Origin of the sequence: Herbaspirillum sp. meg3 (genome assembly GCF_002257565.1) — a bacterium.
Classification (GTDB): domain Bacteria; phylum Pseudomonadota; class Gammaproteobacteria; order Burkholderiales; family Burkholderiaceae_D; genus Herbaspirillum.
In genome coordinates, this window is record NZ_CP022736.1 from 4,203,092 (window position 1) to 4,219,459 (window position 16,368).

General features: G+C 57.8%; 12 protein-coding genes. 5 read left to right on the forward strand and 7 right to left on the reverse strand.

The window, feature by feature from the left end; translation table 11 throughout:
* Positions 1-36 precede the first annotated feature (36 nt).
* Positions 37-3,498, reverse strand: coding sequence for a DNA polymerase III subunit alpha (dnaE, locus tag hmeg3_RS18925; protein ID WP_094565100.1), 3,462 nt, complete (start codon positions 3,496-3,498; stop codon positions 37-39).
* Positions 3,499-3,704: 206 nt separating this feature from the next.
* Between dnaE and hmeg3_RS18930 the strand changes: the two genes are divergently transcribed.
* Positions 3,705-4,619 (forward strand): sulfurtransferase, encoded by a 915-nt coding sequence (locus hmeg3_RS18930; RefSeq protein ID WP_094565101.1) that lies wholly within the window; start codon positions 3,705-3,707, stop codon positions 4,617-4,619.
* A gap of 86 nt (positions 4,620-4,705) precedes the next feature.
* Here the strand turns inward: hmeg3_RS18930 and hmeg3_RS18935 are convergent, their stop codons facing one another.
* A complete protein-coding gene (locus tag hmeg3_RS18935) occupies positions 4,706-5,281 on the reverse strand; it encodes a flavodoxin family protein (protein ID WP_094565102.1) in 576 nt (191 codons plus the stop codon).
* Between the two features lie 248 nt (positions 5,282-5,529).
* Here hmeg3_RS18935 and hmeg3_RS18940 point away from each other — a divergent pair, with 248 nt between their 5' ends.
* Together hmeg3_RS18940 and gluQRS are read left to right on the forward strand one after the other, a co-directional pair.
* Positions 5,530-6,456 carry a LysR family transcriptional regulator gene (locus tag hmeg3_RS18940; protein ID WP_094565103.1) on the forward strand — a complete coding sequence of 309 codons (927 nt, stop codon included), beginning with the start codon at positions 5,530-5,532 and terminating at the stop codon, positions 6,454-6,456.
* A complete protein-coding gene (gene gluQRS, locus hmeg3_RS18945; protein ID WP_369828840.1) occupies positions 6,453-7,352 on the forward strand; it encodes a tRNA glutamyl-Q(34) synthetase GluQRS in 900 nt (299 codons plus the stop codon). The genes hmeg3_RS18940 and gluQRS overlap by 4 nt, the downstream gene beginning before the upstream one ends.
* A gap of 8 nt (positions 7,353-7,360) precedes the next feature.
* On the opposite strand, the gene hmeg3_RS18950 is transcribed toward gluQRS, so the two are convergent.
* A complete protein-coding gene (locus hmeg3_RS18950) occupies positions 7,361-8,872 on the reverse strand; it encodes a DEAD/DEAH box helicase (RefSeq protein WP_094565104.1) in 1,512 nt (503 codons plus the stop codon).
* Positions 8,873-9,206: 334 nt separating this feature from the next.
* Complete coding sequence (locus tag hmeg3_RS18955) at positions 9,207-9,890, reverse strand: fumarylacetoacetate hydrolase family protein (RefSeq protein WP_094565105.1); 684 nt, start codon at positions 9,888-9,890, stop codon at positions 9,207-9,209.
* A 199-nt stretch (positions 9,891-10,089) separates the two neighbouring features.
* Between hmeg3_RS18955 and hmeg3_RS18960 the strand changes: the two genes are divergently transcribed.
* Positions 10,090-11,952 carry a tetratricopeptide repeat protein gene (locus hmeg3_RS18960; protein ID WP_094565106.1) on the forward strand — a complete coding sequence of 621 codons (1,863 nt, stop codon included), beginning with the start codon at positions 10,090-10,092 and terminating at the stop codon, positions 11,950-11,952.
* 71 nt (positions 11,953-12,023) lie between these two features.
* Here the strand turns inward: hmeg3_RS18960 and hmeg3_RS18965 are convergent, their stop codons facing one another.
* Positions 12,024-12,905: an SMP-30/gluconolactonase/LRE family protein gene (locus tag hmeg3_RS18965; RefSeq protein ID WP_094565107.1), complete on the reverse strand. Its 882-nt coding sequence runs from the start codon at positions 12,903-12,905 to the stop codon at positions 12,024-12,026.
* A gap of 140 nt (positions 12,906-13,045) precedes the next feature.
* Positions 13,046-14,155, reverse strand: a complete 1,110-nt coding sequence (locus hmeg3_RS18970; RefSeq protein ID WP_094565108.1) for a porin — start codon at positions 14,153-14,155, stop codon at positions 13,046-13,048.
* Positions 14,156-14,459: 304 nt separating this feature from the next.
* Here hmeg3_RS18970 and hmeg3_RS18975 point away from each other — a divergent pair, with 304 nt between their 5' ends.
* A complete protein-coding gene (locus hmeg3_RS18975) occupies positions 14,460-15,401 on the forward strand; it encodes a LysR family transcriptional regulator (RefSeq protein WP_094565109.1) in 942 nt (313 codons plus the stop codon).
* A 177-nt stretch (positions 15,402-15,578) separates the two neighbouring features.
* On the opposite strand, the gene hmeg3_RS18980 is transcribed toward hmeg3_RS18975, so the two are convergent.
* The gene (locus hmeg3_RS18980) at positions 15,579-16,355 is read right to left on the reverse strand and encodes an SDR family NAD(P)-dependent oxidoreductase (protein ID WP_094565110.1); all 777 of its coding nucleotides are present in this window, start codon (positions 16,353-16,355) and stop codon (positions 15,579-15,581) included.
* Positions 16,356-16,368: the final 13 nt, after the last annotated feature.

The following is a 16,368-nucleotide window of genomic DNA, read 5'->3' on the forward strand; positions in this document are numbered from 1 at the left end:
TTATTTATATTTAGATTTGAAACTGCACGAGGTTCGTCAATACTCAACCACAACCGCTTCCTGCCCCAGCGACTCCTTGAGAGCCGACTGCAGCCCGTCACTCGGCACCACGCGCCAGGCATCCCCCAGCATGACTTCGCAACCAACACCTGACTGCACATATTTCATGACGAAGGGTAAGCCCTGCTCCTGACGGTACGTTGACAAGGTGTCGCGTAAATATGCGGGATCGATTGCCTTGTCAAGCGACACCACGACGCGTTGTCCGTATTGAATCCGCGCCGCACCGATATCCATGACCTTCTCGGCGGAGATGCGCAAGCCGCCGTTGAAGCGGTCTTCCGATACCTTGCCTTGTACGATCAGCAATTCGTCTTCCTTGAAGAAAGCCTTGTTCGGTTCGGCCAGTTCGCCATAGACGGTGACGTCAACGGTGCCACTGCCATCGTCAAGTGAAACGATCAGCAGCTTGCCGCGCTGGGTCATCTGCACGCGGATGCCGGTGATGATGCCGGCCAGCGAACGCGGGTCGCGTGAAGGCTCAAGGCTGGAAATCTTGGTGCGCACGAACTGGCGCACTTCTTTCTCATAGGCGTCGAACAGATGGCCGGATAGATAGAAGCCAAGCGCAGTCTTTTCTTCGGTGAGGCGCTGCTTGTCGGTCCAGGGACGCACTTCGACGTACTCGAGCGGTGTTTCGAGGTCGCTGTCGTCGCCGCCGAACAGGCTGACCTGATTGGCCGATGCTTCCAGTTGCTCGGCGTTTTCCCAGGCCAGGCCGACCGATGCCTGCAGGATCGCGCGGTCCACGCCGAAGCAATCGAAGGCGCCGGCGCGGATCAGCGAGTCGACCGTGCGGCGGTTGATCTGGCGTTTGTCGACGCGCTTGGCGAAGTCGAACAAGTCCTTGAACGCGCCGCCTTCCTGGCGTGCGGCGATGATGGCTTCGATCGCACTCTGGCCGGAACCCTTGACCGCGCCGAGACCATAGCGGATCTGCATGGCTTTCTTGCCCGGTTCGCCGACCGGCGTAAAACGGTAGTCCGACAGGTTGATATCGGGTGGCAGCAAACCCAGGCCGCAGACATCAAGCGCATCTTCGACCAGGATCTTGATCTTTTCTGTGTCGTCCATGGCGAGCGACAAGTTGGCTGCCATGAACGCTGCGGGGTGATGTGCCTTGAGGTAGGCGGTGTGATACGACAGCAGCGCGTACGCAGCGGCGTGCGACTTGTTGAAGCCGTAGCCCGCGAACTTTTCCATCAAGTCGAAGATTTCGTCGGCTTTCTCCTGCGACAAACCATCCTTCGCAGCACCTTCGCGGAAGATATTGCGGTGTTCCGCCATCTCTTCGGCCTTCTTCTTACCCATCGCGCGGCGCAGCAAGTCAGCGCCTCCGAGCGAGTAGCCGCCGACGACCTGCGCCATCTGCATCACCTGCTCCTGATACACCATGATGCCGTATGTTTCGGACAGAATGCCTTCGGTACGCGGATCGGGATAGTCGAACTTTTCGCCGTGCTTACGTTTGCAGAAGTCCGGAATCAGATCCATAGGACCCGGGCGATACAGCGCCACCAACGCAATAATGTCTTCGAAGCGGTCGGGACGTGCGTCTTTCAGCATGCCTTGCATGCCGCGGCTTTCAAGCTGGAACACGGCGACCGTTTTGGCCTTGGTCAGCAAGTCGTAGGAGGCGCGGTCGGTCAGCGGCAGCTTGGCCAGATCGAAATCGGCCATGTTCGGATCGAGCTGCTTGATGTAACGCACGGCACGATCAAGGATGGTCAGCGTGGTTAGACCCAAAAAGTCGAACTTCACCAAGCCGACAGCTTCGACGTCGTCTTTATCGTATTGCGAGACCACGCCGGCGTCACCGCCCTGCGTGTACAGCGGACAGAAATCGGTCAGCTTGCCCGGAGCAATCAACACGCCCCCGGCGTGCATGCCGATGTTACGGGCGATGCCTTCGACCTGCTGGGCCAGGCCCATCAGCTGTTTCACTTCGTCTTCATTTTCCAGCCGCTCTTTCAGCAGCGGCTCTTCTTCGATGGCGTCGGCCAGCGTGACCAGCTTGCCCGGTTTGAACGGGATCAGCTTGGAAATGCCGTCGCAGAAGTTGTAACCCAGATCGAGCACGCGGCCGACGTCGCGCACCGCGCCCTTGGCCGCCATGGTGCCGAAGGTGGCGATCTGCGAGACCGCCTCCTTGCCGTAGCGGTCCTTCACGTACTGAATGACGCGGTCGCGGCCTTCCTGGCAAAAGTCAATATCGAAGTCGGGCATGGAAACCCGCTCAGGATTGAGGAAGCGCTCGAACAGCAGGTTGTATTGCAGCGGATCCAAGTCGGTAATCGACAGCGAATACGCCACCAGCGAACCCGCACCTGAACCCCGGCCCGGCCCGACCGGTACGCCGTTGTTCTTGGCCCACTGGATAAAGTCGGCCACAATCAGGAAGTAGCCCGGGAATTTCATCTTGATGATGGTGTCGTTCTCGAACTTCAGGCGCGCCTCGTAACGCGGGCGCTCCTTCTCGCGCCGCGCTTCGTCCGGAAACAGATGCTTCAGGCGCGCTTCCAGACCGACCTTGGTTTCGGCGACAAGAAAATCGTCGATGGTCATGCCATCCGGCGTCGGGAAGTTCGGCAACTGCGGCTTGCCCAGCGTGAGCGTCAGGTTGCAGCGTTTGGCGATTTCAATCGTATTTTGTACGGCGCCAGGCAGATCGTCGAACAGCTCAGCCATCTCGGCCTGCGATTTGAAATTCTGCTGGTCGTTGAAACGGCGCACGCGGCGCGCGTTGGCCAGGATTTCGCCTTCGGCGATACAAGTTCGCGCTTCATGCGCAACGAATTCTTCCTGCGACAGAAACTGGATCGGGTGCGTCGCCACCACGGGCAAGCCAAGACGCGCCGCCAAGGCGACCGACTGGCGCACCTGAATATCCATATTGGGCTGATTGGCGCGCTGGATCTCCACGTAAAACGCACCGGGGAAATAATCGCTCCAGCGTTGCGCGCAGCGTTCGGCCGCGGCCACATTGCCGTTTTCGATGGCGATGCCGACATCACCGAAATGCGCGCCGGACAAGGCGATCAGACCGTTACCGCCGTCTTCGTGACGCAGTTGTTCCAGCCATTCGGGACGGATCTCGGCGCGGCCGCGATGCAAGTTGGTGAGCCAGGCTTTGCTGAGCAGATCGCACAGCTGCAGATAGCCGTGATGGTTTTTCACCAGCAACAGCAGGCGCGACGGCTTGTCGCGGTCGTCGTCGTTGCTGATCCAGACATCGCAGCCGGCGATCGGCTTGACGCCCTTGCCACGCGCACCCTTGTAGAACTTGACCATGCCGAACAGGTTCGCAAGGTCGGTGATCGCGAGGGCCGCCTGGCCGTCTTTTGCTGCTGCTTTGACAACATCGTCGATACGGACCAGGCCGTCAACGATGGAATACTCGGAATGGAGTCGAAGATGAACGAATTGCGGTGTAGTCATAGGACGATATTTTACCGTGCCGAGACATACCGCTCAGATGGAATTTACGATTGAAAATCACGATGCGACACCATACCGGCAAGTAGGTAACACGCCTGATCATTTGATTTGCATCATGGATGCCGCAAATTGCTGCATGCCGCCGGCGCAGAATGGGCCTGACGCGTTTATAATGCTGTTAATTCAAAGACTTAGGCAATATCACCATGCAACAAGTGCAACAACAGCCGCACGAAACCGCAACTTCGTTCGTCAATATTGCGGCCTATAAATTCATCACCTTCAACGACACCGCCGAAAAACGCCCTGTGTTTCTGGAGTTTTGCCAGCAACACAAGCTGCGCGGCACCGTCATCCTGAGCCCCGAAGGTATCAACCTCTTTCTGGCCGGCAAACGCGCCGACATCGACGCCTTTTTGACCTGGCTTCGCGCCGATGCGCGTTTTGCGGATATTCAGGTCAAGGAAAGCTTTTCCGAGCACCAGCCGTTCAATCGCATGCTGGTCAAGCTCAAGGCCGAGATCATCACCATGAAGCATCCGCTGATCAAGCCGGAAGAAGGCCGCGCGCCCTTCGTTGAAGCTAAAACGCTCAAGCGCTGGCTCGATCAGGGCCACGACGACAACGGCAAGCCGGTGGTGATGGTCGATACGCGCAATGCCTTTGAAGTCGACGTCGGTACTTTTGAAAATACGATCGACTACCGTATCGAGAAGTTTACCGAGTTTCCGCAGGTCATCGCCGACCACAAGGACGAACTGAACGACAAGACCGTGGTGACTTTCTGTACCGGCGGCATCCGCTGCGAAAAAGCCGCCATCCACATGCAAAACATCGGCTACGACAGCGTGTATCAACTGGAAGGCGGCATCCTCAAGTACTTTGAAGAAGTCGGCGGCGCGCACTATCAGGGCGACTGCTTCGTCTTCGACTATCGCACCGCGCTCAATCCGCAATTGCAGGAAACGCAAACCGAACAATGCTTCGCCTGCCGCGCCGTGGTAACGCCCCGCGAGCAGTTGTCGCCCGCTTACGTGCCCGGCAAGTCCTGCCCGCACTGCGCACCCGAACTGGCAGCGGCAGCACCGGCCTCGCAGCCTAACGCAAGCGCAACTGCCTGAGCACCTTTCGCTTTAGTCTGTACCTGGCTTCCACATAAGCAAAAAGCCCACCGGAAGGTGGGCTTTTTGCATGGGAAGGGTAAAACTTATTTCTTGAATTGCGCCGCAGTTTCAGCGACGCGCTTGCCGAACAGCTTGGCGGTTTCCAGATCGCCCGGCAGCGGACCTTCTTCCGGCGACGAATCCGACGGGCTTTGCGCCATCAGGCCGGAGAAGGAACCGACGAAGTTGATGTCATTGCGCTGTGCCGCCTTGGAATTGGCTGGCATCAGGCCGGTGCCGACCCAGACCATGCTGTGCTGCATGCCCAGTGTAAACAGGTAGTGCAGCGTCGACAGCTTGTCGCCGTTCATCGTGGCCGAATTGGTGAAGGCCGCGCCGATCTTGTCTTTCCATTTTTGCGAGAACCATGGCTTGGAGCTGGCGTCTGCAAACTTCTTGAATTGCCAGGACACCGATCCCATGTAAGTCGGCGAACCGAAGATGATGGCGTCGGCCGCATCCAGCGTGGCCCAGTCAGCGTCGGTGATGTTGCCTTCGGCGCTGATGGCGATCAGGTCGACAGTAGCGCCCGCAGCCGATGCAGCACCTGCCTGAACGGCTTCTGCTTGCTTCTTGGTGTGGCCATAGCCGGAGTGATAAACGATAGCGACTTTGCTCATGTTGGTTTCCTTGTTGGAGTGAGAGGAAAAACTGACGCCTGTACTGGCAAAAAACTGCGAAAGAAGCCGGGAAAGAATAACGTCTTTTCGCAGTTCAACGCGATATTTTCAGGCGTTCGTACAAATTTTCTGTGCGTGCACTACACTATATCCACTTGCTTTCACTGAGATAAGCCTTTCAATTCAGACATATCATTCAAAAAATTTAAACAAGCCTTCAACACGTCCCTTCTGCTGCCCGTCATCGCATGAATCTCACGCTGGAAGCACTGCAAATCCTCGATATGATCGACCGCAAGGGCAGCTTCGCTGCTGCCGCGCTGGCGCTCGACCGGGTGCCCTCGGCACTGACCTACAGCGTGCGCAAACTGGAGGACGATCTTGACGTGCTGCTCTTCGACCGCCGCGGCCATCGCGCCAAACTGACAGCGGCGGGAGTGGAATTGCTGACCGAAGGCCGTCATCTGCTGCACGCCGCCGATGATCTGGAGCAACGCGTCAAACGCACCGCCACCGGCCGAGAAACCGAATTGCGTATTGTCCTCAACAGCATCATCCCATTCGCCAAAATGCTGCCGCTGATCGCCGCGTTTGACCGCGAAGCGGGCGGTACGAAATTGCGCTTCGTCCCAGGCGTCTTGTCCGGCACCTGGGAGGAACTCATGGCCGGACGCGCCGATCTGGTCATCGGCGCCACGCTGGACGGCCCGGAAATCGTGCGCACCAGCGGCCGTTTTCAGACACGTCCGCTGGGCGTGGTCGACTGGGCCTTTGCGGTTTCCCCGGATCATCCACTGGCTGATGCCCCGGAACCGCTCTCGCCCGAACTGGTGCGCCAGCATCGCGCCGTGGCAGTCGGCGACAGCAGCCGCAGCAATCCCGGCATCACCATGGGCTTGCTGGCCGGACAGGAAACGCTGACCGTACCCGGCGTGGACGACAAACTTCGGGCGCAACTGGCCGGGCTGGGCTGCGGCCACTTGCCGCGCTTCTGGGCTCAGCATTATCTCGACAACAGCACATTGATCGAAAAACAAACCATCATGAGCAAGCCGCATGAAAACTTCCTGATAGCGTGGCCTAAAGCCGATCAGGGAAAATCACTAAAATGGTTTCTCCATCAACTGTCGCAACCTGAAATCCAGCGTTCGCTGCTCGGCCCCGTCATACCATGATGTCTGCATCCCCCCCCTCTTACATCGGCCGCTTTGCCCCCTCTCCATCCGGCCCCTTGCATGCCGGCTCGCTGGTGGCAGCCATGGCCAGCTATCTCGACGCACGCGCGCATCAGGGGCAATGGCTGCTGCGTATCGAAGACATTGACGAAGCACGCACCGTCAGCGGTGCGGCACAAGATATTGAGGCGGCACTAAACACGTTTGGCATGCGCTGGGATGGGCCGGTGCTGGTACAAAGCCAGCGCAAGCAACACTATCGCAATGCCTGCGACCGGCTGGGTGCGCACGTCTATGCCTGCGGCTGCAGCCGCAAAGAGATCGCCGATTCGCGGCTGGGCGTCGCTGCAGATGGAGCAGCCATTTATCCCGGCACCTGCCGCAACGGATTAGCGCCCGGAAAAATTGCGCGTGCACTGCGCGTACGCGTACCGGATCAGGGGCAGGACGGTGAGGAAATTGGATTCAAAGATCGCTGGCTGGGATGGCAAAGCCAGCATCTGGCCAGCGAAGCCGGCGACTTTGTCTTGAAGCGTGCAGATGGCTTCTGGGCTTATCAACTGGCGGTGGTGGTGGACGACGCCGAGCAAGGCGTGACGCATATCGTACGCGGCGCCGACTTGCTGGCGTCGACGGAACGGCAGATTTATCTGCAGCGCTTGCTCGGTTATCCAACGCCGTCGTATCTGCACGTGCCGCTGGTCAAACATACGGACGGAGAAAAACTGTCCAAGCAAAACGGCGCACAGGCACTGGATCTCAGTCGCCCGCTTGACGAATTGCACAGAGCTGCGAAATTTCTCGGACTGGAAATGACAACGGCGACCGAAGTCGCCGCATTTTGGGAGCTTGCTACGTCAGCGTGGCAACGCCGACTGGCGCAGCTGCCAACTTAAACCATGACTTAAGCCTGACGCTTGGGCATCCCGCCCAGCAAAGCTGCGACTTTATGCTTCGGTGGCTTGCTGCTCAATGGTTTGGCAGCGACTGCATTGGCTTCCGCCGGCGATGGCGCAGAAGTTGGCTCGTACGGCTTGAGGAACCATGGATCGACTTTTTCCTTGCGCGGCGAGCTGCTGCTGCGTCCATAGGATTGCGTATCACGTGGTGCGCTGACACGATCGCCACCGCTGCTGTTGCTACGGCTGCTGCTATTGCTGCGGTCACCACGGTCGCCGCGATCACTTCTTTCGCCACGTTCCGACCGTTCACCGCGTTCACCACGCTGACGTGGCACGAAACCTGTCAGCTCCGAACGCACGAACTTGATCTTGATCAGCTTTTCGATATCGACCAGCAGGCGCTCATCCTTGTCGGAGAACAGCGAAATCGCATCTCCCGACGCACCCGCACGGCCGGTACGGCCGATACGGTGGACATAATCTTCCGCGTTGTACGGCAGATCGATATTGATTACGCACGGCAGATCGGTGATATCCAGACCGCGCGCAGCGACGTCAGTCGCCACCAGTACTTCGACCTGGCCTTGCTTGAAGGCTTCCAGTGCGGCCATGCGCTCACCCTGGGATTTATCGCCATGGATCGCGGAGGCTTTGACGCCGTCGTTTTCCAGCTGGCGCGCCAGTTTGGAAGCGCCGATCTTGGTATTCGAAAACACGATCACCTGCTTGAGCTGACGCTCGCGGATGATGTGCGCGACGGCGTCACTCTTGGCGTCTTCGTCAACTTTGTAAATGGTCTGGGTCACGCGCTCGGCGGTGGCGTTGCTGCGTGCCACTTCGATGGTGACCGGATTGTTTTGGAAGCTGGCGGCCAGCTTCTTGATTTCCGGCGAGAAGGTCGCCGAGAACATCAGGTTCTGGCGTTGCTTCGGCAGCAGGTTGATGATGCGCTGCAAATCCGGCAGGAAACCCATGTCCAGCATGCGGTCGGCTTCGTCCATGACCAGGATCTGGGTCTGCGAGAGGTTCACGGTCTTTTGCTGAACGTGATCCAGCAGGCGGCCCGGCGTGGCGATAACGATTTCAACACCGCCGCGCAAAGTCGCTGTCTGCGGCGCCATATCGACACCACCGAACACGACCGTGGAGCGCAACGGCGTGAAGCGCGAATACGCTTTGACGTTTTCCGCAACCTGATCGGCGAGCTCACGCGTGGGCGTCAGAATCAACGCGCGCACCGGATGACGCGCCGGAGACATGCTGGTGCTGGCATGTGCCAGCAACAATTGAATGATCGGCAACGAGAACCCGGCCGTCTTGCCGGTGCCGGTCTGTGCGGCGCCCATGACATCGCGCCCTTGCAACACGATAGGAATCGCCTGCGCCTGAATCGGTGTCGGATGGGTGTACCCCTGCTCCGACAGCGCCTTCAGGATGTCGGGCGACAGGCCAAAGTCTTCAAAACGGACTTCAGGCATTTCAGGTACTGCTGTTTCAGGCAATTGCTCGGGCATGTTTGGGTGGAGTCCTCAGGCGAACCCAGCGTGAATCAATGCAATGCGACACAATGTTCTGCACAGCAGATTGCGACGGGCACATTCGCGAAGAGGCTCTGTTGCTTTCACTAATAACGGATGTTTGACATATCACGCGGCGCCGACCATGCATGAAAACAGGGTGCCCACGTCAAGAGGTTGCCGAACGGAAACCGACCGGCAAACCGCTATTATACGCCCCTCGGCAATTTGGCTTCATGACAGTTTAATGTCACGCCAACGGAGCGATGTAAAAATGACAACACAACCATCCCTCCCCGGTCGCAGAAGGGACGGTCTTCATAGGAGAAAATCAGACAATTGTGACGTTCAGGTCAACCAGTCCGTCGACGTGGCCCTGCAACTTGTCGCCCTTGACCACAGCGCCGACACCTTCCGGGGTGCCGGTATAAATAAGATCGCCGGGGAACAACTCAACCAGGCCGGACAGATAGGAAATGGTTTCGGCGACGTTCCAGATCAGATCCGACAGATCACCTTGCTGACGCACTTCGCCGTTGACCTTGAGCCAGATCGCGCCCTTGTCGGGGTGACCGATCTTCGACACAGGCAACAAGGGTGCGCACGGTGCCGAATGGTCGAAACCCTTGCCCATATCCCATGGCCGCGCCAGCTTTTTGGCTTCTCCTTGCAGGTCGCGGCGAGTCATATCAAGACCCACCGCGTAGCCGAATACCAGCTCGAGCGCCTTTTCCACCGGAATATCGCGACCACCTTTACCCAGAGCGACCACCATTTCGATCTCATGCTGATAATCATTGGTCTTGCTTGGGTAAGGCACCTCGCTGTCTGTCGGCACGATGGTGTCGGTCGGCTTCATGAAGAAAAAGGGCGGTTCGCGGTTTGGATCGTGGCCCATTTCGCGCGCATGTGCGGCGTAGTTGCGGCCGACACAGTAAATGCGGCGTACCGGGAAAGGATCGCCGCCGACGACCGGTACGGTAGTGATGGCGGGAACGGGTATGGCGTAAGTCATGGCTGAAACTCCGGCTGTAAAAGTATTCTTGAATGCTGCACGAGCCCCGCATGAGGCTCAGCGAGTGTAAAAGAAAACGCCATATCATGCTGGCCGTGGGGGGCAAATTCCGACATGAGGGCTGCTTTTTTGTGTAGCATCGTAAAACTTAACGCTTACTTCGCGCCTTCTCACGAAACGTCAACCAAACTTCCAGCTTATGCGGCCAACACCTCAGAATCCAGCCATCGCAGCACAAATCCAGCAAGCCGTCGCCCTGCACCAGCGCGGCGACCACGACAAGGCAGAAGCCGTGTACAAGAAAGTGCTGGCCAAGGCTCCCAAGCATTTTCAGGCCTTGTATCTGATGGGGATGCTGCAATTACACCGTGAAGATCCAGCCGCCGCCATCGAATGGATCGACAAGGCACTCAAGATCAATCCAACCCACGTTGATGCGCAATTCGATCGCGCCACCGCACTGGAAGATGTGGAGCGCTACACGGAAGCGCTGCGCAGCTACGATCTGGTGCTGGCGCTCAAATCCGATTTCACCGAAGCGCTGTATCGTCGCGGTAACGTGCTGCGCGCGATGAAGCGCCACATGGAAGCATTGGATTGCTACAAGCGCGTGCTGGCTGCTCAACCCGATCATGCACAGGCATGGCTCAAGCAAGGCAACTCGCTCAACGATCTGGGCCGTCTGAGTGAAGCCCTGACCTGCTACGAAAAGGCAGTGGAGGTCGCGCCTGAATATCCGGAAGCGCTGTTCAACCTGGCCAACACGCTCAAAGAATTCGACCGTATCGACGAAGCAATGGCGATCTATGACAAGGTGCTGGAAATCGAACCAGACTTCGCCGAAGCGATCGCCAACCGCGCTTATCTGTTGGCCGGAAAATACCGACTGGAAGAAGCGCTCGCCGGGTACGACCGCGCCATCGAGCTGCTGCCGGATTATCCCGACATGGCCTACAACCGTGCCGTCACGCTGGAAGAACTGCAACGCTACGACGACGCCATCGCCGGCTATGCGTTGGTGCCGTCCAGCGATCCCAACTACCAGTCGGCACGCTGGAACACGGCGCTGTGCAACCTGAAACTCGGCAACCTTGAAGCCGGCTGGCGCCAGTACGAGCAACGCTGGCAAACCGAGCAGATGCGCAAGACCCAACGCTATTTCACGCAGCCACTGTGGCTGGGCGATGGCCCGCTGGCTGGCAAAACCATCCTGCTGCATTCCGAACAAGGCTTTGGCGACACGCTGCAATTCGCGCGTTACGCTCCGATGCTGGCCGAGCGCGGCGCACGCGTCATCCTGCAGGTGCAACCAGCGCTCAAATCCTTGATGGCCAACGTCAAAGGTGTCAGCGCCGTGCTGGCGACGGGCGAACAGTTGCCTCCGTTCGACCTGCAGTGCCCTCTGATGAGTCTGCCGCTTGCCTGCCAGACATTTAGCCTGAACGACATCCCCGATGCAGGCTACCTGCAGCAAGATCCTGCGAAAACCGAGAGCTGGAAAGTACGTCTGGGCGAAAAGCGCAAGCCGCGCGTCGGCCTCGTCTGGTCCGGCAGCAATCCGCGTGTCAATAGCCCTGCCACGAAACGGCTCGACGCTGCGCGTTCAATTCCATTCAACGCCATGTCGCCGCTGCTGCAAAACGACCAGGTTGAATTCTTCGCGTTGCAACCACAAAGCAGCATCAACTCGCCGTTGAGTCTCAACCTTGGAGGGCTGTCATCGGCCCTTAAACTCGGCGGCCTGTCATCAGGTCTCACTATCGGCGGCCAGCGTCTGGTTGATTACACGCGCGACCTTCGCGATTTCTCGGATACTGCTGCACTGATCGACAACCTCGATCTGGTGATTTCGGTCGACACCGCCGTCGCCCATCTGGCAGGTTCGCTGGGCAAACCGGTATGGCTGCTCAACCGCTACAACACCGACTGGCGCTGGCTGCTGGGCCGCAACGATTCGCCGTGGTATCCGAGCATGCGCATCTTCCGCCAGGAAAAGCCCGGCGACTGGAGCAAAGTCATTGAGGATGTTCGTACGGAGCTGCAACAACAAGCTCAGCGCTGAGCGCAAATCCTTTGCGCGCAAAAGAAAGCCCGGCTGTCATGCCGGGCTTTCCTATTCAACACTCCTCAGCGTCATCCGCCAAATCGCACCTCGGGGATACCTGTCACGCCATCCAGCGCAACGGCAAACAATCCACCCGACGACGGCTCGCGATCGCGCTGTGCCGCATCCATACCCTCATGCGCTGTCGTCACGTACAAAGTATCCAGTGCAGGACCACCGAACGCCGGACAACTGGGTTGCGACACCGGTACTGCGATGATTCTGTCGACCAGCCCATCAGGCGCGTAGCGCACCACACGTGCACCACCCCACTGCGCATTCCAGAGATAGCCACGACTGTCGATGGCAGAGCCATCGGCCCCCCCCTGCTGTCCGCTCAGATCAACGAACAAACGCTGCCCGCTGATCGCACCGGTGACGACATCGTAGTCGCAGCACATGATCTTGCCCTGCATCGTGTCGCAGTAGTACATACGCGTTCCATCAGGACTGAAACAAACACTGTTGGGAATCGCTACGCCCGGCAGCGGTAGACGCTCCAGGCTGAGATCGGTATTGAGGCGGTAGTAGCTGCCGATAGGCGCACGCGCTTTATCTTCATTCAACGTGCCGAACACGAAGCGCCCCTGACGATCGCAACGACCGTCGTTCAGGCGCGTGGTCGGCAGCTCGTCTTCGATACGGCAAATCGGCGTGACGGCTTGCGTATCCAGATCGAAAAACGCCAGCTGCGACGCCAGGCCGATCAGCAGGCGATTGGTTTGCGCCGTCAGCGCAAAAACCGACAGGCGCTCCGGCATGGTCCAACTGCGCGTGACACCGTCGGCGGGATGGTAGCTCCACAACACCGAGGCCTGAATATCTGTCCAGAACACCGACTGCGTACGATCGCACCAGATCGCGCATTCACCGAGTTCACATTTACCATCAACGATCAGGCTTGCTTGCATCAGACGTCATCTCCGTTTTACTTTTTTGAAACACTGCATTCAATCAACTTTAAACGAAAAAAGGCAAGCCGTGGCTTGCCCTCTTTCGTTGCTGCGTTTTACTGCGCTCTGCTGCACATTATGATCGGATCCTCATACGATCAGAACGAGTGAGAGATACCGAAGTAGCCGCCCGTCTGGCTTTGACCAGCCAATGGCGCACCGGCTTCGTCGGCTTCCAGCGAGAACGTGCCGTTGCCACTGTTGCGTACTGTACCGGCGCCGACGTACAGCAAGGTACGCTTCGACAGGTTGTAGTTCAAGCCAGCCATGAACAGGTTGGCAGAACCACCGTTGTTGTTGGCATTGACGTGGAAGACCGAACCGATCAAGGTCAGCGCAGGCGAGACCTCGTAGTTGGCGCCGACCCAGTAATGATTGACCTTGTTGGTCGAACCAGGCGCAACATCCGGCGCTTTCAGGTTTTCATAGCCCAGGTACATCTTCAGCTTGTCGATGGTGTAAGTACCACCCAGGATCAACTCTTTGGAAGAGTCATAGATAGTACCCGGGACTGTGACGCCGGACGAGTTTGTCATGACGCTGCCGTACTTGCCGTTGGCGTCGCGTACCAGATCATAGATCGCGCGCAGTTCCAGACCTTGGTTTTGATAGACCAGCGATACACCATCCTTGCGGCCCTTGGTTGTCGAACCGGCCTGCTCACCCAGACTGGTCTGGAAGGTAGCGTTAAAGCCACCCCAGGTTGGCGTCTGATATTCGATCACGTTGTTGGCGCCGCCCCAGTTGCGACCGTGCACCAGATTGGCGGTACCGATCCATTGCTGACCGGTTGGATCAAGGAACCAGACATCATTGTCAATGAACAGATTCTTACCGACCTTGACCGAACCGGCGCTGCCGTTCAGGCCAACATAAGAACGACGATTGAACAGCGCTGTGCCGTTGGTGGCGCCTTTGGTCGCGCCGAAACCGGACTCCAGCAGGAAGAAGCTGTTCAGACCGCCGCCCAGATCTTCCTTGCCCTTGAAGCCGATCATGCTGGTGCCCCACTGGTTGCTGGCGGCGCGTACTTGCGTGCCGGTGTTGCCGTTGGCCTGATGCACGTTCGTTTGAACGTCAACGCCTGCGACGACGCGACCGTAAATAGTCACGCTGTCTTCCGCCTGCGCGGATGCCAGGCATGCGCCGAACAACGAGGCCGTGCCCAGGGCCTTGAGAATGGTTTTGGTTGAGATGGACTGAGTCATCTGAGGTCTCCGTAGAACTTTGTAGTTTTAACTGGGTGTAGTCGATTGCTGCACCCGCACTTTTTTACGCTTTCTTTTCTTACGTCACGCTAAATTGGCGCGCAAAAACTCCCCTCGATACCGGTATTCGTAACCGTTCGACAAGCTTTTCAGAAGCGTCATTTCAACGTGAAGATCACAACGTGAAATCGTTGTGAACTGGCCTAGATACTAAGGATTCGCGACATATATTTCTAATGAATTATTTGCCTAAGCTGATACTTGATTTGATATCATCGAAAGATATAAGAAATGGTGGAGACAAATGAAGAACAGCGACCCGAATTGGTTTCTGCGTGCGCGTCTGAAAACACGGCAACTATTGCTGTTAATCGCGCTAGATGACGAACGAAATATCCATCGCGCAGCCAACGAATTAAACATGACGCAACCCGCCGCGTCCAAACAACTCAAGGATCTGGAAGACACACTCGGCGTCACGCTGTTTGATCGTCTGCCACGCGGCATGCGTCCCACGATCTACGGCGAAGCCATGATCCGCCACTCGCGCATGGCGCTCACCAGCCTGTCAAAAGCGCACGAGGACATCGTCGCACTGAAGTCCGGCCTGTCCGGCCAGGTTGACGTCGGCGTCATCCTGTCGCCCGGCATGTCACTCATCCCGGCTGCGATTGCGCGCGTCAAGGAACACTCCCCGATGTTGCGCATCGGTGTCGAAGTCGAGAGCAGCAACATCCTGCTGGCACGTCTGTTGCGCGGCGACCTGGATTTTCTGGTGGCACGCATTCTCGACGAAGAAGTCAGCCATAACCTGCACTACGAAGAGTTGTCCGACGAACCGATCTGCGCCGTTGCCCGTGTCGGCCATCCGCTCCACGAGCACAAAAACCTTGAGTTGAAAGACATCGTCGACGATCCGTGGATCATGGCGCCCAAAGGCAGTATCCTGCGCAGCCGCGTCGACCTGATGTTCCGCAAGAGCGGACTGACACCGCCGGCCAACGTGGTCGACACCACCGCCATCCTGACCATCACCAGCCTGCTGCAGCAGACCGACTTTCTCTACGCGATGCCGACCGAAGTTGCGCGCTATTATTCCCAGGCGCGTCTGATGGATCTGTTACCGATTGAGCTGCCGTGCAAGATGGACGGCTTCGGCATCATCACCCGCCGCGAACATCTGCTGTCGCCGGGCGCGGTGATTTTGCAACAGGCGATCAGGGATGTGGCGAAAACGATTTACTGATTTCCTAAATTCCTGCCATAAAAAAAGCGAGACCTGAAGTCTCGCTTTTTTGTTTTTGGCCTTTCTCATCTCTCACATAGATTGGTGAGAAAGTGCCGATAGCAAGGCGCGCCAACGCAGACAGTGCGTGAGCACGGCAAGGCGGCGCAACGCGGCTAGCGGTGCTTTATCACCAATTTACGCCCAGCCGGCGTCTACGATGAATTCCTGTGCCGTACACATAACGCTTTCGTCAGACGCCAGGAACAACACCATACGCGCCAGATGCCAGGGCAGCAATTCGCCCTGCAAACACTGATTGCGCTTAATGTCTTCCTTGCCCTTTTCATCCAGCCACAACTCAATCTGACGCTCTGTCATGACCCAACCCGGCGTCACGGTATTGACGCGGATATTGTGCGTCCCCAGATCACGGGCCAGACCGCGTGTCAGCCCCAGCACCGACGACTTGGCCGTGGTGTAGACCGGGAACCCGCCGCTGGAAGTATGCCAGCTGATCGAGCTGAAATTGATGATGGAACCGGCCTTCTTCTTGATCATGCCCGGTGCGACGGCCTGGACGGCAAAGAACGACGGACGCTGATTGATCGCAATGCGGTTGTCCCAATACTCCTGCGTGACGTCTTCCAGCTTGTGGCGCTCGTCATTGGCGGCGTTGTTCACCAGTACGTCAAAGTCGCCGAGTTGTGCAGCCAGATCCTTGATGGTGTTTTGCAGCGAAGAAATATCGCGCAGGTCGCAGTACCGGAACGACGGTGCGGTGAAGCCGGCGTCGGCAATCTTCTTGCACAAGGCTTCGCTGGCATCCGTGGCGATGTCGACAAAAGCGACCACCGCACCTTGCTCTGCCAGAGCGCTGACGATTGCCGCACCGATACCGGTTCCGCCGCCGGTGATGAAGACGCGCTTTCCCTTCAGGCTGGGGTAGCTCGCCAGTTGATATGTTGCAGACATAAATTCTCCAGAA